Source organism: Mesorhizobium sp. M0408, assembly GCF_040321495.1.
Classification (GTDB): domain Bacteria; phylum Pseudomonadota; class Alphaproteobacteria; order Rhizobiales; family Rhizobiaceae; genus Mesorhizobium.
The window spans coordinates 21,645-42,002 of sequence record NZ_JAMYRO010000043.1; the positions used below are offsets into that span (position 1 = coordinate 21,645).

At 63.3% G+C, this 20,358-nt stretch carries 18 protein-coding genes and 1 pseudogene; 11 read left to right on the top strand and 8 right to left on the bottom strand.

Going from position 1 to position 20,358, the window contains the following annotated elements:
• Positions 1-131 precede the first annotated feature (131 nt).
• The 4 genes from dnaG (at position 132) to NKI67_RS30980 (ending at position 5,580) form a co-directional block, all read left to right on the top strand.
• On the top strand, positions 132-2,093 hold the full coding sequence (dnaG, locus tag NKI67_RS30965; RefSeq protein ID WP_352567921.1) for a DNA primase: 1,962 nt from the start codon (positions 132-134) through the stop codon (positions 2,091-2,093).
• Between the two features lie 374 nt (positions 2,094-2,467).
• Positions 2,468-4,489 carry an RNA polymerase sigma factor RpoD gene (gene rpoD / locus NKI67_RS30970; protein ID WP_023678297.1) on the top strand — a complete coding sequence of 674 codons (2,022 nt, stop codon included), beginning with the start codon at positions 2,468-2,470 and terminating at the stop codon, positions 4,487-4,489.
• Positions 4,490-4,695: 206 nt separating this feature from the next.
• Positions 4,696-4,989, top strand: a complete 294-nt coding sequence (locus NKI67_RS30975; protein ID WP_023678296.1) for a GYD domain-containing protein — start codon at positions 4,696-4,698, stop codon at positions 4,987-4,989.
• A 210-nt stretch (positions 4,990-5,199) separates the two neighbouring features.
• The gene (locus tag NKI67_RS30980) at positions 5,200-5,580 is read left to right on the top strand and encodes a thiol-disulfide oxidoreductase DCC family protein (RefSeq protein ID WP_352457540.1); all 381 of its coding nucleotides are present in this window, start codon (positions 5,200-5,202) and stop codon (positions 5,578-5,580) included.
• Positions 5,581-5,642: 62 nt separating this feature from the next.
• On the opposite strand, the gene NKI67_RS30985 is transcribed toward NKI67_RS30980, so the two are convergent.
• Entirely contained in the window at positions 5,643-5,900 is a 258-nt protein-coding gene (locus tag NKI67_RS30985; RefSeq protein ID WP_352570975.1) for a DUF2798 domain-containing protein, read from the bottom strand.
• A gap of 270 nt (positions 5,901-6,170) precedes the next feature.
• Between NKI67_RS30985 and NKI67_RS30990 the strand changes: the two genes are divergently transcribed.
• Together NKI67_RS30990 and NKI67_RS30995 are read left to right on the top strand one after the other, a co-directional pair.
• Complete coding sequence (locus NKI67_RS30990; RefSeq protein WP_352570976.1) at positions 6,171-6,854, top strand: PadR family transcriptional regulator; 684 nt, start codon at positions 6,171-6,173, stop codon at positions 6,852-6,854.
• Positions 6,855-6,967: 113 nt separating this feature from the next.
• Positions 6,968-7,258: an HlyU family transcriptional regulator gene (locus NKI67_RS30995; RefSeq protein ID WP_023678291.1), complete on the top strand. Its 291-nt coding sequence runs from the start codon at positions 6,968-6,970 to the stop codon at positions 7,256-7,258.
• Between the two features lie 8 nt (positions 7,259-7,266).
• On the opposite strand, the pseudogene NKI67_RS31005 reads toward NKI67_RS30995, so the two are convergent.
• From NKI67_RS31005 to NKI67_RS31015, 3 genes and pseudogenes are all read right to left on the bottom strand, one after another.
• Positions 7,267-9,842 (bottom strand): annotated as a pseudogene (locus tag NKI67_RS31005) (polynucleotide kinase-phosphatase).
• Positions 9,839-11,221 (bottom strand): 3' terminal RNA ribose 2'-O-methyltransferase Hen1, encoded by a 1,383-nt coding sequence (locus NKI67_RS31010; protein WP_352570978.1) that lies wholly within the window; start codon positions 11,219-11,221, stop codon positions 9,839-9,841. The pseudogene NKI67_RS31005 and the gene NKI67_RS31010 overlap by 4 nt, the downstream one beginning before the upstream one ends.
• 131 nt (positions 11,222-11,352) lie before the next feature.
• Positions 11,353-11,997, bottom strand: a complete 645-nt coding sequence (locus NKI67_RS31015; RefSeq protein ID WP_023678288.1) for an FMN-dependent NADH-azoreductase — start codon at positions 11,995-11,997, stop codon at positions 11,353-11,355.
• A gap of 110 nt (positions 11,998-12,107) precedes the next feature.
• Between NKI67_RS31015 and NKI67_RS31020 the strand changes: the two genes are divergently transcribed.
• Positions 12,108-13,064 carry a LysR family transcriptional regulator gene (locus NKI67_RS31020; protein ID WP_023678287.1) on the top strand — a complete coding sequence of 319 codons (957 nt, stop codon included), beginning with the start codon at positions 12,108-12,110 and terminating at the stop codon, positions 13,062-13,064.
• Here NKI67_RS31020 and NKI67_RS31025 read toward each other — a convergent pair.
• The gene (locus NKI67_RS31025; protein ID WP_023678286.1) at positions 12,997-13,623 is read right to left on the bottom strand and encodes a TetR/AcrR family transcriptional regulator; all 627 of its coding nucleotides are present in this window, start codon (positions 13,621-13,623) and stop codon (positions 12,997-12,999) included. The two genes, NKI67_RS31020 and NKI67_RS31025, sit on opposite strands and share 68 nt — an antisense overlap.
• A 66-nt stretch (positions 13,624-13,689) precedes the next feature.
• On the opposite strand from NKI67_RS31025, the gene NKI67_RS31030 reads away from it, so the two are divergent.
• Positions 13,690-14,115 (top strand): VOC family protein, encoded by a 426-nt coding sequence (locus NKI67_RS31030; RefSeq protein ID WP_023678285.1) that lies wholly within the window; start codon positions 13,690-13,692, stop codon positions 14,113-14,115.
• Here NKI67_RS31030 and NKI67_RS31035 read toward each other — a convergent pair.
• The gene (locus tag NKI67_RS31035) at positions 14,112-15,062 is read right to left on the bottom strand and encodes a S1C family serine protease (protein ID WP_023678284.1); all 951 of its coding nucleotides are present in this window, start codon (positions 15,060-15,062) and stop codon (positions 14,112-14,114) included. The two genes, NKI67_RS31030 and NKI67_RS31035, sit on opposite strands and share 4 nt — an antisense overlap.
• A 170-nt stretch (positions 15,063-15,232) precedes the next feature.
• Between NKI67_RS31035 and NKI67_RS31040 the strand changes: the two genes are divergently transcribed.
• The 3 genes from NKI67_RS31040 to NKI67_RS31050 all read left to right on the top strand — a co-directional run bounded on the left by NKI67_RS31040 (position 15,233) and on the right by NKI67_RS31050 (position 17,726).
• Positions 15,233-16,102, top strand: coding sequence for a S1C family serine protease (locus NKI67_RS31040; protein ID WP_023678283.1), 870 nt, complete (start codon positions 15,233-15,235; stop codon positions 16,100-16,102).
• Between the two features lie 7 nt (positions 16,103-16,109).
• The gene (locus NKI67_RS31045; RefSeq protein ID WP_352570981.1) at positions 16,110-16,745 is read left to right on the top strand and encodes a helix-turn-helix transcriptional regulator; all 636 of its coding nucleotides are present in this window, start codon (positions 16,110-16,112) and stop codon (positions 16,743-16,745) included.
• 114 nt (positions 16,746-16,859) lie between these two features.
• Complete coding sequence (locus NKI67_RS31050) at positions 16,860-17,726, top strand: SDR family oxidoreductase (RefSeq protein WP_023678281.1); 867 nt, start codon at positions 16,860-16,862, stop codon at positions 17,724-17,726.
• A 54-nt stretch (positions 17,727-17,780) separates the two neighbouring features.
• Here the strand turns inward: NKI67_RS31050 and NKI67_RS31055 are convergent, their stop codons facing one another.
• Both NKI67_RS31055 and NKI67_RS31060 read right to left on the bottom strand, forming a co-directional pair.
• Positions 17,781-18,296 carry a TIGR00645 family protein gene (locus tag NKI67_RS31055; RefSeq protein ID WP_023678280.1) on the bottom strand — a complete coding sequence of 172 codons (516 nt, stop codon included), beginning with the start codon at positions 18,294-18,296 and terminating at the stop codon, positions 17,781-17,783.
• Positions 18,297-18,535: 239 nt separating this feature from the next.
• Positions 18,536-20,358: OmpA family protein (locus tag NKI67_RS31060; protein WP_352648591.1), on the bottom strand; the 1,823-nt coding region annotated here is incomplete at its 5' end.

Here is a 20,358-nt window from a genome sequence, read left to right on the forward strand (position 1 = left end):
CGGTTTAGATCGAGAAGGCGGCCCGCGGGCCGCCTTCTCTTTTTGGCCTGTGAAAACCGGGTATGATCGCCATTAGGAGTCGTCGGGCTTCGCCCGTGTGATTATATGGAGGCCAAACGGGCTGTCCCCCCATGCGCTTTCCACCTGCTTTCCTCGACGAGATCCGCGACCGCGTGCCGATTTCTTCGGTGATCGGCCAGCGCGTCGCGTGGGACAGGAAGAAGACTAACGCGCCGCGCGGCGACTATTGGGCGTGCTGTCCCTTCCATGGCGAGAAGAGCCCGTCCTTCCACTGCGAGGACAAGAAGGGCCGCTACCATTGCTTCGGCTGCTCGGTTTCGGGCGACCATTTCAAGTTCCTGACCGAACTTGACGGGATGAGCTTTCCTGAAGCGGTCGAGAAGATCGCCGACATGGCCGGCGTGCCGATGCCGGTTCGCGATGCCCAGGAGGAGCGGCGCGAAAAGGAACGCGCCAGCCTGACTGACGTCATGGAGATGGCGACGGCGTTCTTCCAGGAACGGCTGCAGGGACCGGAAGGGGCAAAGGCCCGCGCCTATCTGCGCGACCGGGGGCTGACACCGGCGACGCAGCAGTCTTTCCGCCTCGGCTATGCCCCCGACAGCCGCAATGCGCTGAAGGAGCATCTTGCCGCCAAGGGTGTCCCCAAGGCCGACATCGAGGCGTGCGGGCTGGTGCGCCATGGCGACGACGTCCCGGTTTCCTATGATTGGTTCCGCGACCGCATCATGTTCCCGATCCCGGATTCCAGGGGCAAGATCATCGCCTTCGGAGGGCGGGCACTGGCGCCGGATGCGCTGGCCAAATATATGAACTCGCCCGATACGGAGCTCTTCCACAAGGGCAACGTGCTCTACAATTTCGCCCGTGCGCGGCAAGCACTGGGAAAGGGGGCGCTGGCCAAGGGCGGCACCGTCATTGCCGTCGAAGGCTACATGGATGTGATCGCGCTGGCGCAGGCCGGCTTCGAAAACGTGGTGGCGCCGCTCGGCACCGCGTTGACTGAAAACCAGCTCGAACTTCTATGGCGCATGGCTGGCGAGCCGGTGCTGTGCTTCGACGGCGACCAAGCCGGGTTGAAGGCAGCGTGGCGCGCCGCCGACATGGCGCTGCCGGCGGTCCAGGCAGGCCGCTCCGTGCGCTTCGCCCTGCTGCCGGAGGGCAAGGATCCCGACGATCTGGTCAAGGGTGACGGGCCGGATGCGTTCCGCGCCGTGCTTTCCGAGGCGCGGCCGCTGGCCGACCTCTTGTGGATGCGCGAGACCGCCGGCGGCATCTTCGACACGCCGGAACGGCGGGCGGAGCTCGAAAAGACGCTACGCGAACTGACCAGCCGCATCCGCGACGAGAGCCTTCGCTATCACTACCAACAGGAAATGCGCGAGCGCGTGCAGAGCTTCTTCGGTGCCCAGCGCGGACGCCAGGGACGTCAGGACGGACGGCCCGGTGAGCGCTTCCCGGGCAGGGTCTCAGCACCCGGCGGACAGTTTGCACGTGGCGGCGGTGCCGGTGGGCGCACCGCGATCACCGAAAGCCTCGGCCGCTCGGCGCTGGTCAAACGCGGCGGCGAGGGCATGTCGGTGCGCGAGGCGACGATCATTGCGGCCCTCGTCAACCATCCCGTGCTGATCGACGAGAATTTCGCCCATGTCGAGTTCCTCGATCTCGCCAATTCCGATCTGAAGCGGCTGCATGCGGCCATCCTCGACGCCATGGCGCACGATATGGCCAACAACCGCGAGGCTGTAATCGCGACGATCGAGCGGGCCGGCTGCGGTGAGATCTGGCAGCGCGCGGTGGCGCTGATCAAACGTGCGCGGCAATGGCCGGCGCTGGAAACGGCAGCACTCGACGATGCTCGCGATGCGTTCAGCCAAGCTCTCCACTTGCAGCGCAGCGCGCGCACCTTACATAAGGAGCTGAAGCAGGCGGAAGCAGCGCTCGCCAGCGATCCCACGGACGAAAATTACCGGCACCTGGTCGAAATCCAGGCGCAATTTCGTGATGTGCAGGCAACGGAAGCGCTGATCGAAGGGTTTGGCGTATCGTCGGGCAGAGCTGGGCGCGTTTAGATCGAAGCCTCCAGAAGACTGAAATGTAAGGCCGTGCTTGCGCGTTGAATCAAGCGTGCGGTGCTCTAAGTCGGGTAATTGATTCGCTTTTTTCATGCGAATCATGCGAGAGGCGCTTGACCTTCCGGCAGAATGGCGGAATCAGGTCGATTCGAAACGTTAACCCGCCCCGGCATCGACGGGAATGCAGCGATGTAAGGTACTGATCACTGGACAGGCAGTCAGCTTGCCACAGATATCAGGGTTAATCTGGACTTAACGAGAGATGCAGTTACTGGCCCGGTAAAGCGCGTTCTGGAAGGAGCGCATCCAATTTGACCGGACCGGCAGCTTACGCGGCTTTGATACTCAGCCGCTTGGAGAAAATAAAGACTATGGCGACAAAAGAAAAGGAAGAAGTCGAGACCGAACGCGAGGCCGCGACCGATGGCCCTCTGCTCGACCTTTCCGACGATGCTGTCAAGAAGATGATCAAGGCCGCCAAGAAGCGCGGTTATGTCACCATGGACGAGCTGAATTCGGTGCTGCCCTCGGAGGAAGTGACCTCCGAGCAGATCGAGGACACGATGGCCATGCTTTCCGACATGGGCATCAACGTGGTCGAGGACGACGAGCAGGGCGAGGAGCCCGAAGCCGCCGACACCGCCGCTGATGCCGAGGAAGACGCCAACGAGCTCGCCGAGCAGACCGGCACCGCCGTCGCCGCCACCACGACCAAGAAAGAGCCGACCGACCGAACCGACGATCCGGTCCGCATGTATCTGCGCGAGATGGGCTCGGTGGAGCTTCTGTCGCGCGAGGGCGAAATCGCGATCGCCAAGCGCATCGAGGCCGGCCGCGAGACGATGATCGCGGGCCTTTGCGAAAGCCCGCTGACTTTCCAGGCCATCATCATCTGGCGTGACGAGCTCAACGAATCGAAGATCCTGCTGCGCGAGATCATCGACCTCGAGGCGACCTATGCCGGGCCGGAGGCCAAGCAGGCGCCGGTTGTCGAGCGTATCGAGGAAGCCAAGACCGAGGAAAAGTCGCGCCGTTCGCGCGAGGACGAGGACGACATCACCAATGTCGGCGGCGACACGCGTGGCCTGGTGGACGACGACGAGGAAGACGATGACGAGGCGAGCCTGTCGCTGGCGGCCATGGAAGCGGAACTGCGCCCGCAGGTGATGGAGACGCTCGACGTCATTGCCGACACCTACAAGAAACTGCGCAAGCTGCAGGACCAGCAGGTCGAGAACCGGCTGGCCGCCGCCGGCACGCTGTCGCCCAGTCAGGACCGCCGGCTGAAGGAATTGAAGGACCAACTGATCAAGGCGGTGAAGTCGCTGTCCTTGAACACGGCGCGCATCGAGGCGCTGGTCGAGCAGCTCTACGACATCAACAAGCGCCTGGTGCAGAACGAAGGCAAGCTGTTGCGGCTGGCCGAAAGCTATGGCGTGCGCCGCGAGGAATTCCTCAAGGAATATCAGGGCTCGGAGCTCGATCCGAACTGGACCCGCTCGATCGGCAATTTGACTTCGCGCGGCTGGAAGGAATTCACCAAGAACGAGAAGGACGCCATCCGCGACCTGCGCGCCGAGATCCAGAACCTCGCCACCGAGACGGCGATTTCGATCCAGGAATTCCGCAAGATCGTCAACCAGGTGCAGAAGGGCGAGCGCGAAGCCGCGATCGCCAAGAAGGAAATGGTCGAGGCCAATCTGCGCCTCGTCATCTCCATCGCCAAGAAATACACCAATCGCGGCCTGCAGTTCCTCGACCTGATCCAGGAAGGCAATATCGGCCTGATGAAGGCGGTCGACAAATTCGAATACCGCCGCGGCTATAAGTTCTCGACCTACGCGACGTGGTGGATCCGGCAGGCGATCACCCGTTCGATCGCCGACCAGGCGCGCACCATCCGCATTCCGGTGCACATGATCGAAACGATCAACAAGATCGTGCGCACCTCGCGCCAGATGCTGCATGAGATCGGCCGTGAGCCGACGCCGGAAGAACTGGCGGAAAAACTCGCAATGCCGCTGGAAAAAGTGCGCAAGGTGCTGAAGATCGCCAAGGAGCCGATCTCGCTCGAAACGCCGGTTGGCGACGAGGAGGATTCGCATCTCGGCGATTTCATCGAGGACAAGATGGCGATCCTGCCGATCGACGCGGCGATCCAGGCCAATTTGCGCGAGACGACGACGCGCGTGCTGGCCTCGCTGACGCCGCGCGAAGAGCGCGTGCTCAGAATGCGCTTCGGCATCGGCATGAACACCGACCACACGCTTGAAGAGGTCGGCCAGCAATTCTCGGTCACCCGCGAGCGCATCCGCCAGATCGAAGCCAAGGCGCTGCGCAAGCTCAAGCACCCGAGCCGGTCGCGCAAGCTCAGAAGCTTCCTCGACAGCTGAGGCCGGGTGACGGATAAGCAGTTTCAAGGGCGCCGGTGGCGCCCTTTTCCGTTTGGGCAGAGGCGATCACGATTGAACGCGCCGCTCTTGCGTGTCGTGCCCTACGAGAGGATAATTCCGCGACGGACGCATTCTCTGGGCGACAAACCCGGATGCCCGCCCCGGCGGTTGACGCCGTGCTCCGTGGCCCCGGAGGGAGGTGTGCCATGACAACTTACATCGTGCTGATCAACTGGACGGAACAAGGCGCCAAAAACGTGCGCGAGTCGCCGAAGCGGCTCGATGCCGCCAAGAAGATGCTGGGAGACATGGGCGGATCATTCAAGGCATTTTATCTCACCATGGGGGATTGCGACATGGTGGCGGTGCTCGAAGCGCCCGACGATGCCGTCTTGGCTCGTTTCTCGTTAATGCTGGCGACGGCTGGCAACGTCAGGACTCGGACGCTCAAGGCTTTCCCGGAGGATGCCTATCGCGAGATCATCACCTCGCTCGGGTGAGCCGCTGCTCCTGAAGCGCGTCGCGCTGAACGGCCCTTGCGACGCGCTTTAAGCTCTTCTTTTTATGCATGTCGTTATCGTAAAACCGCTGCGTACCCTTTGGGCGACCTGGATCAGCGAAACCGGCCATTCCGCCGGTATCGTGTCACGTTGCGGCGCAACGGCATTTCTCGGATAATCCGTGCGTGTCCTCTGGTGCCGTTTCGAAACATGGCCAAGCCTCTGCTGACTGTCTGGTACAATACGCGCTGTCCGGTCTGCGATGCCGGTATCAGCCGGCAGAAGCGGCGACTGATCGAGGCGGTCAAGGCCGGGCGGATCGAATTTCGCGACATCAATGCCGAACCGGCGGCGCTGGCCGGATACGGCATCGGGCTGGAGGACATCCGGCGCCGGCTGTATGCGATCGACGCCGACGGCAAATTGCTGGCCGGCGCCGATGTTGCCATTGCTGTATGGCGGACGACGCCCGGCGAAGGCTGGCTCGCAACGCTGTTCGGCAATCCCGGCGCACTGCCGTTGACGCGCTATGGCTATGATCGTTTCGCCGATCTGCTCTACGCCTGGAATCGGCGCAAAGGCCGCTGGTAACGGTATTATTCGCTCCGCACCGAAAGGTCCGGAGATTGTTTCCAGGCCTTTCGCGTGCCCTGCTATCGAGCCGCGGGCTCGCAAAGCCAGCCAATGATGCAGCGCACCGCCGGCAGCACCAGCAGCAGCGTCGGAAAGGCCACCAGCCAGGACAGACCCCAAGCCGTCAGCCAAGTGGCCAGCATGTCGGGCTGGAAGCCAAGGCTTTTCAGTGTCGAGATGAACGACACGATGAACGTCATCAGCAACGACAGCACCAGCGGGCCGAGCACGGCGGCATAGCGCGCAGGCAGCTTACTGCGCGGGGTGTTCATGGTCATTTGGATTTCCCTGAAGCATCCGGTTCGTCGCCTTGCATCCATTCGCCGGTATTGTCGGCGTAACTGCCCGGAACGACCGGGGTGGATGCGTTGCTTCACGTCAGACGCTTACGGAGCGGCCTTCGGCCCTCATGCACCCTCTAGCTGCCCTCGCTGGCGAAATCAATCCTGCTGGTGCCATTTTCAGATACATCGTAAGATATATCTTGACTCGACCGTGGCGGGCACTTAGTTGAGATATATCGTAAGACATAACTCAAGGAGCAGACAATGCACAAAGGCGATCATTTCGGGCATCATCGTTTTGGCGAACACGCCGAGCGCGTTTTCATGCATATGGCCGGCAAGTTCGGTGGGCGCGGCGGCTTTGGCCCGTTCGGGCATGGCATGAGAGGCGGCGGACGCGGCGGGCCGGGCGACATGTTCCGCGCCGGCCGCATGCTGGCCGACGGCGATCTCAAGCTGATCACGCTGTCGCTGCTGGCCGAGGCGCCGCGGCACGGCTACGACATCATCAAGGCGCTGGAGGAGCGCACCAGCGGCGTCTACAGCCCGAGCCCCGGCGTGGTCTATCCGACGCTGACCTTCCTGGAGGAGGCCGGCTACGCCGTTTCTGCGCCGGAAGGCAACAAGAAGGTGTTTTCGATCACCGAGGCGGGGCAGGCGCATCTCAACGAAAATCGCGAGATGATCGACCACGTGCTCGACCACCTCGAGCGCTTCGGCCGCAAGATGGCGAAGGCGCGCGACTGGTTCGGCTGGAACGATGAAGGCGAGGACGGCGGCCGGCGCGGCCGCGGCCGCTCGGAAAAGCGCGACGAGTTTCGCGCCGTGCGCCACCGGCTGCGCGCCGCGCTCGGCGAAATCGCCGATGCGCCTGAAGCAAAGCAGGCCGAGGCAATCAGCATATTGGAAGCTGCCGCAGAGGCCTTGGAAGCGTTGTCGCGCGACTGATCTCTGAGTGCCAAGCTAGCTGCGGCCCTTGCCCGCTCGGCCAAGGACCGGTACTGAAAATCATCCTGCACCGCGCTATGTGGTGCAGGATGATTGCCGTTGGAGGATACCCCATGTCTTTTCTGAAGCGTCTTTTCGGCGGAGGCAACGAAGCCGCCGAGCCAAAGACAGCGGCGCCGGCAAAGCAGATCGAGCACAAGGGATTTTTGATCAGCGCCACGCCCTACAAGGCGGAGGGCCAGTACCAGACCTGCGGCGTGGTTTCGAAGGAGATCGACGGCGTGATGAAGGAGCACAAATTCATCCGCGCCGACCGCTTTGCCGGGCTTGATGATGCCGTCGACATCTCGATCAAAAAGGGCATCCAGCTGGTCGACGAGCAAGGCGAAAAGATCTTCGGATAGATCGGCTACTACAGCCTTGGGTCGATTGGCTCGCTTTCCAACGCCAGCACGGCGAAGACACACTCGTGAACCCGGCGTAGCGGCTGCTTGGCGACAAATCGCGTCAGTGCTTCGTGGCCAAGCGCGAACTCCCGGAGCGCCAGGCTGCGCTTGCCGGCCAGGCCGCGTTCTCGGAGGCGGACGAGATTGTCGGGCGCGTCATATTCGGGACCATAGATGATGCGCAAATATTCCGGGCCGCGGACCTTCAGCGCCGGCTGGATGAGCCCCTTCTTGCCACGGCTGACGAAGTCGCGTGGTTTGACCACCATGCCTTCGCCGCCTGAGCCAGTCAGCGCTTCCCACCAGGCGACGGCCTCGGCACACGCGCCGCCGTCGGCCAGATCAACCATACGCCTTCGAGTCGGCGTGACCACGCCGCCACGGGCAGCCAGACGGTCCGCGAGCGACATGTGCCAGAAATGGTCCTGGTCAAACCAAATACGTCCCTCGCTGGCCAGCAGGTGGAAAGGCGCGGCCTTAAGGTCCTCGACGCCCGAAACTGGCCATACGTAGGGCGCCCAGGCGGTGGCGTATTTGGCTGCGCGGACGGCCCGGTCTTCAAGGCGTGCGTTCAGGCCGGCTGCATCGACGCCGCGCGCAATAGCACGGGCCAGCGCTTCGCTGCTGGCCTTGAGACCGGCGGCAGAGGATGTGGCCACAGGCGCATACTGGCTTTCGATCAGACTGCCGGCCTTGGCCGACCAAGGCATTATCTCGGCGTCCAGCAGCAGCCAGTCGCTGTTCAATTCCTTCCACAGGTCCGCCGTGTCGACCTCGGCGCGGAGACGGGCGAGCAGGCCTCCGTCATGGCACTGTCGTTGAAAAAGGAGCGTCCGGTGCGGGTCCAGATTGCGCCGGTTTCGTCGCCAGGGACCCCGAAGCGGCTGCGTGCCGCCTGCGCGTTGCGGCAGAGCGCGATCACTGCCCGCGAACCCATGTGCTTCTCCTCGCACACGATCTGCGCAACGCCGCGCTCGCGGAAGTAAGCGAAGGCATCCTCCGGACGTTCCAGCCAGCCGTCCTGGCTGCTGGTCTCGGACGGCGACATGGTCGGCGGCAGATAGATCAGCCATTGCGGCGAGAGCGCGAAGCGGCTCATCACCTCCAGTGCTGCCGACGCGTTCTCCTCGGCCACGACAATCCGGCCCCTCAGTCCGGTCTCGATCCAACGGCGACCGGAGACATCCTGATAATCGAGCACGCCGTCGGCGTCGGCCTGTGCCGATTTACCGGGACCGGACCCGCCCAGCGGACGTATCGGCTCCGACCAGGTCTGGATTGCCGGCACCTCGACCAGTTCGCGTTCCGGCCAGCGCAAGGCCGTCAGCTTGCCGCCGAATACGCATCCGGTGTCGATGCACAGGGTGTTGTTGACCCATTCAGCCGATAGCGTGGGCGTATGTCCATAGATAATGGCCGTCTTGCCACGATAGGCCGCGGCCCAGTCGGCGCGGACGGGCAGCCCGAACTCGTCGGTCTCGCCTGTGGTCTCGCCGTACAGAGCGAACTCGCGCACAGCGCCGGAACCGCGTCCGATCATCTCTTCCTTGAGGCCGGCATGGGCGACGGCGAGGCCTCCGCCATCGAGCCAGACATGGCTGCGCAGGCCGTCGAGAAAGGCCGGCAGCGCCTCGCGCAGGCCTCGGTCCTGTGCATTTAGCTGATCGACAGTCTGCTGGAGGCCGTGAGCGACCGTGACCTTGCGGCCTTCTAGCCAGCGGCTGAGTTTGCCTTCATGGTTGCCCTGGACACAGTATGCGGTTCCAGCCGCGACCATGCTCATGGCAATGCGCAGCACGTCGGGCGAGCTGGGGCCGCGATCGACGAGGTCGCCGACAAAGACGATCTTGCGGCCCTCTGGTGGGACCACGGTGACCGTTCGGTCGCCCTGATGCTCAGACCAGACGATGCTGTAGCCCAATCGAGCGAGCAGGATATGAAGCTCATCCGAACAGCCGTGGATGTCGCCAATGATATCGAACGGGCCATGGTCGTCGCGCTTATCGGTCCACAGCGGCTGTCGCGACACCTCGGCCGCGTCGATGCTGGCCTCGCTGGTAAGCTTCCAGACTTGGCGGAAGCCCTCGCGTTGCAGGGCGCCAAGACCCTTGCGGATCTCGGTTGTCATGCGCTGGGCGACCCCGGCGCCGAACTGCCGGTCGGCTCGCACCGCATTGCGTGCGACGCACACCTCGACGCCTGGATCGAGGACCACGGCGACGGGCAAAGCGTGCCACTTGCGCGCCAGCTCAATCCAGGCCTTGCGGTCGGCGGCTCGCACATTGGTGGCGTCGATGACGGCCAGCCTGCGGTATTTAAGCCGTTTGCCGGCTATTTCGCGAACCAGATCGAAGGCATCCGCAGAGACGTCCTGGTCGGTCTCGTCGTCGGAGATCAGCGCCCGGCACTGGTCCGACGAGATAATCTCGGTCGTCAGGAAATGCTTGGCGGCGAAAGTCGACTTGCCCGATCCGGTCGAGCCGATCAGCACGACGAGGGCGAAGTCAGGAATGGTGAGGTTGGTCTTATCGGGTTCTCTCATCGGGTGAACACCGCCATCTGTGTGGGGGCGCCGAGGGTCGGGTCCTCGGCTCCGATACCGCTGAAGGTGGCTGCATAGCCATAGATCTCGCCGATTTTGGCCGCCCAGGCTTGGAACTGAGCCCGGCTCCATTCGAAACGGTGATCGGGATGGCGAAATGCGCCAGAGACCAGTCTTGGAAACAGAGCGTTGTAGTCCGCATTCGGAGTGGTCACGATGACGGATTTGGGCGCCGTCTCACCGAAAACGATGCGTTCGACCAGGGGCAGCCTGTCCTCGTCGAGATGCTCGATGACCTCGACCAGAACGGCGATGTCGGCTGCGGCCCAACGGCTGTCCCGGTAGGTCAGCGATCCATGCAGCAGCGTGACCCGGCCCTCGGGCGGCCCGCCTAATTCGTTCAGCTTGAGACGCTTTGCGGCCCATTCCAGTTCGCGCGCCGCCGGATCCAGACCGAACAGCTTGTGGATCCATCGCTCGCGCACCAGCCTGTCGAGCAGCTTGCCTTCACCGCATCCCAGGTCCGCAACCGTGGTTCCTCCCGTCGCCCGAATGGCGTGGACAACTGCGTCCATGCGCAGATCGTTGAGCCGGATAGGCGTCTCAAGCGCTTCCTCGGGCGTGACGCGCAACTCGGCAGGTTGTGCCTCGCCAGCCGTCTCGGGAGCCAGTCGCTCCAGGGCGATGCGGGTCAAGGCCCTGCGATTGCCAAGATAGCGGCGCACGATCAGGTCTTTGGCCGGATGGTTTTCCAGCCAGCCTTCGCCTTTGGACAGCAGCTTGTCGATCTCTGCTTCGCCGACCCAATAATGCTTGGCATCGTCCATCACCGGGATCAGCACATAGAGGTGGTTCAACAAGGCGCTGAGTCGGCCCGTGCCAGTCAGCTTCAGATGGCCATATCGGGGCTCGCCTGCAGCACCCCCGTTTCCTTCGATTGGCGTCAGATCGACTGTCCAGCCCATGGGTTCGAACAAACTTCGAACCAGAACCTCACCGCCGCGCATTGGCAGTGGAGTAACCACGGCTTCCAGCGGCAGTTCGCTGTCGGCCAGTTCCTGGCGCTCCTTCGATATACCGGTCATCGCCGTCCGCAGCATTTTGTTCAGCGCCACCGACAGGAAGGATGATGCTGCGTAAGGCCGGTCGTTCACATATTGGTCGAGCAGGCCTTCTGCCTGGCCCTTGCCCCGCACCAGTCCCACAGGATCGACATCGAGCAGGAGTGCAGCCTCGCAACGGTCTTCGGTTGCCTCGGGATAGAACAGCCACGCCTTGCCGAAAGACAGGTCGGTCTCGTGCAGGCGATCCGGATGCTTGTGCAGCAAGAAACCGAGATCGGTGGCCGGACGGTGCGTTGTGGCAACGGAAAGGAACATCCGCGACCGATAGCGCAGACAAGCGGAATAACCAATGGCGGTTGTGTGGCCCACCACAATAGGTTGTCGCCAACGACAACAAGGACAGGCGCCGGCGCCTGCCCTTGTACAATTCAGACGATGCTGACGCTTTATGCCGCGGTGGCCACGCGCTCGGCATTTCCGGTCGCAGCCACAATGGCGTCGACCTTGGTCGAGGCCTTGGCCAGCGCTGCTGCCACCGCATCGGCGCCCATGCCGACCCCTTCGATGCGGATGACCTCGACATCGGTCATGCCGAGGAAGCCAAGCACGCTGCGCAGGTAGGGAATGGCGTGATCGAACTGCACGGCCGCACCTTCGGAATAGATGCCGCCCGAAGCCAGTACGATGTAGACCTTCTTGCCGGTGACGAGCCCCTTGGGGCCGTTCTCGCCATAGGCAAAGCTCTTGCCGGAACGGGCAATGTGATCGACCCAGGACTTCAGCGTCGAGGAGATGTTGAAGTTGATGAAGCCGGTGGCGAGAATCACCGTATCGGCCGCGAATAGTTCATCCAGCACGACATCGGAGACGCCAACGACTTCAGCCTGGCGTGAGGTGCGCGCTTCGGCCGGCGTGTAGATGCCGGTCGCATAATCGGCATCGATGTGCGGCAACGGATTGGCGACGAGGTCGCGCACGACAAGCGTGTTCGACGGATCGGCGGCAACAAGCTTTTCAGCGAATTCAGTAGCAATTCGGGTCGAGTGCGAGGCAGCGCCGCGCGGGCTCGATGTGACAAGAAGGATGGACATAATGGGGTCTCCAGGGTTGGATTAAAATCTCCTGGCAAATATGTGTGCGCAGACCCATTTGAAAAACTGGTGTATTTTGTATATTATCCATCTAAAATGTGGATTGAACGATGCAACCGAACCCGACGCTTGACCAACTGCAGATCCTGGTTGCGGTGGCCGAGACCGGCAGCTTCTCGGCCGCCGGGCGCAAATTGAATCGCGCGCAATCGGTGATCAGCTACGCCATCGCCAACCTCGAAGCGCAGCTCGGGCTGAAGCTGTTCGAGCGCGAGGGCACGCGTGAACCGCAACTGACCGATGTCGGCAAGGCGACGCTGGAAGATGCGCGGCGCATGGTCGGCGTGCTGCAACGCATCCGCTCGCGTGTCGACGGATACCGGCAGGGATTGGAGGCGGAAGTTACGCTGTCGGTCGACGTGACGCTACCGTCGCCGGTTCTGGTTCGGGTGCTAAAGGCATTCGAGGCGCAGTTCCCGGCCGTGACGCTGCGTCTCCATATCGGCTCGCTTGGCCTTATCCTCGATCATGTTGTCGGCGGACAGGCCGATCTCGGCATCGGGGGGCTTCTGGGTGAGACGGACGTGAATCTGCTTCGCATCGGCTTCTTCTCCCTGGTGCCAGCCGCAGCGCCTGATCACCCCCTGGCGCTGCTGCCGAGACCAGTGGCGCTAGAGGATGTCCGCGAACACATCCAACTGGTCGTCTCGGACCAGTCCGAGCGTACGCGCGGGCGTGACTATGGCGTCTTCGCCTACCGCACCTGGCGGCTGACGGATGTGCGCACCAAGCACGTGCTGATGCGCGAGGGGCTGGGCTGGGGCGGGCTGCCGCGATGGCTGATTGCCGATGATCTGGCGACCGGCCGGCTCGTCGAACTCGATCTCGAGCCTTACAGCGAAGTCCGCTCGCCGCTCTATGCCATGCACCGCGCCGATCGCAGCCCGAAACCGGCGGCCGCCTGGCTGATCGACCAGTTCAAGCGCCAGCTAGGCTGTTTCAACGAGTTCGAACCGGGTGAGATACCTGAGGAGCAGCCGGAGACAGGCCGTCGATCAGCGCCATGAGAACGGCGCGATAGTCCTCGATCGATGCTCCAGTTTCGATGGCGAGCGCTGCGCGGTCGAAGGCGGCTGCGAGCAAAGCGGTCAGTGCTTCCACAGGCAGTCTCGTCATGGAGTGCGAGCGCATCGCGGCAACAAGGCCTTCGCGCAGCGAACGGTTGCCATGGCGATTGTCGATCGCATCCATGGCGGCGCGGCCCAGCACGGCCGGGCCATCAAGCAGCAAGAGCCGCGTACGGCCGGGCGCACGCATGGCAGCCAGATAGGCATCCGAGCCGGCAATCAGCGCATCGCGGGCAAATAGCGAAGGCGGCGACGCGCGTTCGATCTCTTCCGAGACGGCTTGCGCCTCCTGTTCGACCACAGCGGCAAACAACGCCTGCTTGTCGGCAAAGTGATGATAGAGCGCGCCGCGCGTGACGCCGGCAGCGGCGGCGATCTCGGGTGTGCCGGTCTCGGCATAGGACTTTTCGGTGAACAGTTTGCGAGCCGCGGCGATGAGCTCGGCGCGTGTCGCGGCGGTGCGATCACGGTTGGAGCGACGAGCGGATCCTTGTTGCATACATGCAGCCTGTATGTTAATTCCATTTACCTGCAGACTGTATGTTATTTGCCGGGAGAAGGAAAGATGAGGACGACGAGCTATTATCCGGTGCTGATGACGAGCGACGTTGCCGGCACGGCAGCCTTTTATGTTGCGCATTTCGGCTTCAAGCCGCTGTTTGAGGCCGACTGGTACGTGCATCTGCGCTCGGCCGAAGACCGTCGCGTCAACCTCGGCATCGTCCAGGGCGATCATGAGACGATCCCGGAGGAAGGGCGGGGCCGCACATCTGGCCTGCTGATCAATTTCGAGGTCAGGGATCCGGATGCCATCTATAAGCGGATCACCGCCGCTGGCCTGCCGATCCTGCGGACGCTACGCGACGAACCCTTCGGCCAGCGCCATTTCATCACCAGGGATCCCAATGGCGTGCTGATCGACGTGATCAGGCCGATCCCGCCGAGCCCAGAATTTATGGCGCAATATGCGCAGGGTGCTGCGGCGCGCTAACTCGCCCGCGCCAACGGCATCACGGTGACCTGAGTAATGCCGGAGCGGCGCACCACCGTGCACAGTGTCTCGCGGCCGATTCGCTCGGCGTCGAGCATGCGCACCAGATCGTCGACGCCGGTGACCGGACGGCCGTCGATGGCGGCAATAATGTCGCCTTCCCTGAGGCCGGCTTTGGCCGCCGGGCTGTTCTTTTCGACGGTGCGCAGGCGCACCGCCGTGCTGCTCGATACTTGCGACAAAAGGGCTGCGCGGCGCGGCAGGTTGGTGGTGTCGGCGGAAACGCCGATGAAGGCACGGCGCACACGGCCGAAGCGGATGATTTCCGAGATGACGAAATTGGCGGTGTTGGAGGCAACCGCGAAGGCGATGCCTTGCGCACCGTGGATCATCGCGGTGTTAACGCCGATCACCTCGCCAGCCGAGGACACCAGCGGTCCGCCGGAATTGCCGGGGTTGAGCGCGGCGTCGGTCTGGATGACGTCGTCGATCAGCCGGCCGGTGGAGGCACGCATCGAGCGGCCGAGTGCCGAGACGACGCCAGTGGTGACGGTCCATTCGAAGCCGAGCGGATTGCCGATGGCAATAGCAATCTGGCCGCGCCTCAATCGCTTGGAATCGCCAAGCGGCGCGACGTCGGCAAAGTTGCCGTCGGCGCGCACCAGCGCAATGTCGGTGTCGGGATCGCGGCCGAGCACGCGGCCTTCCCTGGAGGCGCCATCCGGCATTGATACGCGCACGCTGCGCGCATCGCCGACGACGTGGAAGTTGGTGACGACCAGCCCGTCCTGCGCGATGACGAAGCCGGAGCCATGGCCGCCCGGGCCACCGATGCGCTCGATGCGGCAGACGGCGGGCCCGATGCGGTCGACGGCATCGGCGACCGTCGCCGAATAGGCATCGAGAAGGGCATCGTCATATTGCAATTGCTGGGCGGGCAGGGCCATCCGAGGGCTCCGTTTGGAACAAGATGAACAATGCCTATATGTGCGGAGCGGCCGGACCGGCCGCGACCTGACCAGATGGCCAGTCACATGCCCAAACTAGCCGTCAGGCGAGTATCCGCCAACGTCCTGCCGGGCGATATCTGGGTCACGAAGAACCCAGGAGACAGATCATGAGCGATTTCAATCTGAGCACGTTTTCCGACGCCATTGCCGACATCGCGGCAGCCGCGGCACCAGCGACGGCCAGCTTCGCGACCCACCACCGGACGTCAACTGCTTTCCACTGGCGGGACGGCTATTTCGTCACTGCCGAGGAGGCGGTCGAGGCCGGCGAGGAGATCGAGCTGACGTTTTCTTCGGGCGAAGCCGTCAAGGCGGAACTGGTCGGCCGCGACCCGTCCACCGGCACGGCCGTTTTGAAACCGGCCGGCGCGCCGGGCGCCCCGTCACTGGTAAAGGCGGATGCGGTGCGGCCGGGCAACCTGGCGGTCGTGGCGGGCAATAGCGACGGCACCTCGCTCGCTACCTTCGGCACGGTCGGCGAGGTCGGCCCGGCCTGGCGTTCAATGCGCGGCGGCACGATCGACCGGCGCATCAACCTTGCCGTCAATGCCGGCGGCCGTTTCGAGGGTGGCCCTGTGCTCGACGCCAAGGGTGGACTGATCGGCATGCTGCTGTTCGGGCCACGCCGGCGGGCGCTGGTCATGCCTTACGAAACGATCGAGCGGGCAGTCACGACGCTGCGCGAGAAGGGTCATGTGGCGCGCGGCTATCTTGGCGCCGGCCTGCATCCGGTCCGCAATGGTGATACCCAGGGCGCCATGGTGATGAGCCTCGACGATAACGGGCCGGCGAAATCAGCCGGTCTCAGTCTCGGCGACATCATCGTGTCGTGGAACGCAGAGACGGTGCATGGCCCGCGCGAGCTGATCCGCAAGCTCGGGCCGGACAGCGCCGGTGCCTTGGTGACACTCGGCGTGGTGCGCGGCGGCGAGAACCGTGAGGTTTCCCTGACCATCGGTGAAAAGCCACTGAGCTGAGGGATAGATGGTAAGCGGTGAGGTCGCTGGCAGACGGCTGACGGTGCTGATCGCGCTCGGTGACGTCGAGCGCGCGCGAAGTCTGTCCGCCGTTCTCGCCGCGACCGATGATCTGCGGCCGGTTCTGGCCGGCGAAGTCGACGGGCGTGAGGCGGCGGATGTCGCCATCGTCGATGATCATGGGCTACAAGGCGGGCTCGTCGACGCGGCTATGCCTCGCGTGCTGCTATCGTCGCGAGCGGCCCGCGAACGGCCGGCCGATACAGTGTTTGCCGTGCTGCCGGTGCAAGCGGACGAGTTGCTGATCGCCGCCGCCGCGCGGCTCGCGGCTGCGGGCTACCGGATTTCGCGCGACAGCCATGCTCTATCCGATCGGCATCACGATTTGATCTTCCATGACAGCGACCGGTTCGAAGAGGAACTGACCGACGAGCAGATCGTCCGGCCGACGCTTTCGCCGCGCGAGAGCGAAGTGCTGGCGCTGCTGGCCGAGGGCGCCCCCAACAAGGTCATCGCGCGGCGGCTGAACATCTCCGTGCATACGGCGAAGTTCCATGTCGCAGCGATCCTGACGAAGCTCGGTGCCGCCAACCGCACCGATGCGATCGCCATCGCCATGCGGCAGGGCCTGGTGCTGGTCTAGCTCAGATTGTCTCAAGGCCGACGCAGCGTAACCCGCATCCGGTGTGTTGGGCCTTGCGCGGCGGTTCTCAGCCGCGCAAGGATCGTGTCTTTCATGTTGAAGGAAGGCGCAAGGATGTCGCTCAAGGGAAAGACGCTTTTCATCTCCGGCGGGTCGCGCGGCATCGGGCTGGCGATTGCGCTGCGCGCCGCGCGCGATGGCGCCAATGTGACGATCGCGGCCAAGACCGCCGAGCCGCATCCGAAGCTGCCCGGGACGATCTACACGGCGGCGCACGAGATCGAGCAGGCCGGCGGCAAGGCGCTGCCGGTGCTGTGCGACATTCGGGATGAAGAACAGGTCGCCGAAGCGGTCGCCAAGACCGTGGAGAGGTTCGGCGGCATCGATATCTGCGTCAACAACGCCAGTGCCATCCAACTCACCGGCACGCTGGAGACTGATATGAAGCGCTACGATCTGATGCACCAGATCAACACGCGCGGCACTTTTCTCGTCTCCAAAATGTGCATTCCGCACTTGAGGTTGGCGGAAAATCCTCACATCTTGAATCTGGCGCCGCCGCTTGACATGAGGGCCCAGTGGTTCAAGAACCATGTCGCCTACACGATGGCAAAGTTCGGCATGTCGATGTGCACGCTGGGCATGAGCGCCGAGTTCGCCAGGGACGGCATTGCGGTCAATTCGCTATGGCCGATCTCGACCATCGACACGGCGGCGGTGCGTAACCTCCTGGGCGGGGCGACGGTGGCGGCGATGAGCCGTTCGCCCGACATCATGGCCGATGCGGCATACGCCATCCTGGTCAGGCCGTCGCGTGAGGCGACCGGCAATTTCTACATTGACGAAGAAGTGCTGCGCGCTGAGGGCGTCAGCGATTTCTCGGCCTATGCGCCGGGTGCGACAGGCCCGCTCGCCGGCGACTTTTTTGTGCCGGACGAGGTGTTCGGCCGGTCGGATACCAAAATCAAAGGTATCTACTGACGGAAAGTATCTCGCTACAGAAGTATCTCTCAAAAGACCGGCACAGACGCGTGCTCACTCCTCGGCTTTCTTGGCTTTGCCAAGACCCATCAGCCGGTCGATATAGGCAAGCATCAGTGCCGACAGAACGAAGGCCAGATGAATGATGGTCAGCCACATCAGCTGGTCGGTCGTGTAGGAGACCGAGTTCAGGAACACCTGCAAGAGGTGGATCGAGGAGATCGCTACGATTGTCGAGGCGACCTTGACCTTCAGCGAGCCGACATCGATCGTGCCCAGCCAATGCACCTTGCCGTCATTTTCATCGAAGCGGCTGACGAAGTTTTCGTAACCCGAGATGATCACCATCACCACCAGTGAGGCGACCAGCGCGGCATCGATGAGGCCGAGTATTTTCAGGATGGTGTCGGTGTCATCGAGCGTGAAGGCGACGGAGACGAACTCGAACAGCTTCTTGCCGAAGGACACGGCATAGATGGCAAGTGCCGCACCCAGTCCGAGATAGAAGGCGACCAGCAGCCAGCGCGAGGCGAGAATGATCGATTCGATGGCGAGTTCGAGGCGCTTCATGCGGCGATTCGGGCTCCGTTGTCGGAGTGCCGTATTTCGGGCAGGCTGCGGCGGTTTGCAAGGTTGCAAAAAAACGAAACCCCGCCGGGGAGGGGAACCGGCGGGGCTCGTGTGTCCCGCTGGAGTCGGGACAGGGCAGGGAACGCCCTTTCCAGAATCTGGGATGGGTAACCGCGCGTTTCAAGATTGATGACCGCGCGATTCAATGGTTGATCAAATCGCGCGGTTCACATTGCGGTTTATTGGGCGCTGGCCACCGGCGCTACCAGGGGGGTAATCCGGCGGATGGCGACGCGGCGGTTCTCGCGGTTGGGTCCCGACGTGTTGACCTTGAGATACTCCTCGCCATAGCCCTGCGTCGTCAGGTTCTCCGGCGGGATGCCAAAGGCGTTGGTCAAGGCTTCGGCGACCGCCTCGGCGCGGCGGTCGGACAGAGCAAGGTTCGCTTCCGGTGTGCCGACAGCGTCGGTATGGCCCTCGATCAGGAAGCTCTCGGCCGGGTTTTTCTTCAGCAGCTTGTCCATGGCGTTGGCAACACCCTCCAGCTTCTGGACCTCGGTGTCGGAAATCGAGGCCGAACCGAATTCGAAGTTGAGCGTGTCGAGGTCGATGCGGCGGGCGATGTCGCGCACGCGGGCCGAGCGCTTGACCTCGTCGATCGAATAGAGGCGCTGGACCCTCTCGACCGGCGGCCGTTCGAGGAAGGTGTAGTAGTCGTCCGGATCCTCGACCTCTTCGGAATCCAGAATGTATTCCTCTTGCGGGATGGTAAGGCGCATCGGCGGCAGGTCGTCGCCCGGGTCGCGCCAGTCTGCATCATCGTCATAGTTCCGCTCGTCGACATAGCTCAGCACATATTCGCGGCCGTCGGGCGCGATGCGTGAACGCTGGATGACGTCGCCGTAGCGGTTGCGGATGGTGACGATCCGGACACCATTGTCACGCTCGACGATTTCCCGGGTGCGATCGCCCGACAGGTCCTCATAATAGACATTCCTGGCGCCGCGGTGCATGCGCGGTGCATCGCTGCTTTCCACGAACGTCTGGTTGTTGAACTGGAGGATGACGCGGTCGCCGAATTCCCTGACGACGTTGGCGCCCTGGGGGCGCGGACGGCGGCGAACATCCTCGATGTCCGGCGCACGCTCGACGCGCTTGCCTTTTTCCTCGGTCACCGGAACGATCTTTTCAGGCTTGATCTCCCGCTGGGCTGCCCGGTCGTCGGTGGGTGGCGGCCCCTGATCGACCGGAGCCGGCTTCGGGGGTTCGACCTGGTTCTCGCCCTGCTGGGCGGGCTGGTTGCCCTGCTGCTTACCGGCATTTTGGCCGCGCTCCTTGCCACCCTTGCGCTTGCGCAAGACATCCTTCTGGCTGTCCAGAACAGGTGCCTCGTTCGGATTGGCCTGGGCTTCACCCTGGACCGGATTTTCACCCTGGACAGGCGCGGCCTGGCCAGTCGAAGGCTGTTCGCCGGTCGAGGGCTGTTGCTCTCCTGTCACCGGCTGTTCGCCGACAGGCCTCTTGCCACGTTTCTTGATCTTGTCCTGGGGCTGTTCGCCCTGGACGGGAGCGGCCTGCTGCTCGGTCGGAGCCGGTTGGGCCTGTGGGGTCGCTTCCTTATTGGTCGGCGCCGGCTGGCCTTCCGCCTCCGTGGCGGGTCCGGTCAATTCAGCAGGCTTCTTGCGCTTGCCCGGCTTTTGTCCGGGCTCGACAGTCGGAGCCTGTTCTGCCGGGGCAGCCTCGATCTGCTGGTTCTGTTTTTGCTTCTTCTTGCGCGGATTGACGTTGGGCTGGTTGTCGTTTGCCGGCGCTGCCTGCTCGGCCGGTTGTTCCGATGGGGCCGCTTCGATCTGCTGCCGATTGCGCCGCTTCTTGCGGGGTTGCTCGGTCTCGGCCGGAGCGATCTGCTCGGCCGGAGCGGATTCTGTTTGCTGCTGCTGATTGCGCCGCTTCTTGCGGGGTTGCTCGGACTCGGCTGGAGCGATCTGCTCGGCCGGAGCGGATTCTGTTTGCTGCTGCTGATTGCGCCGCTTCTTGCGGGGTTGCTCGGACTCGGCTGGAG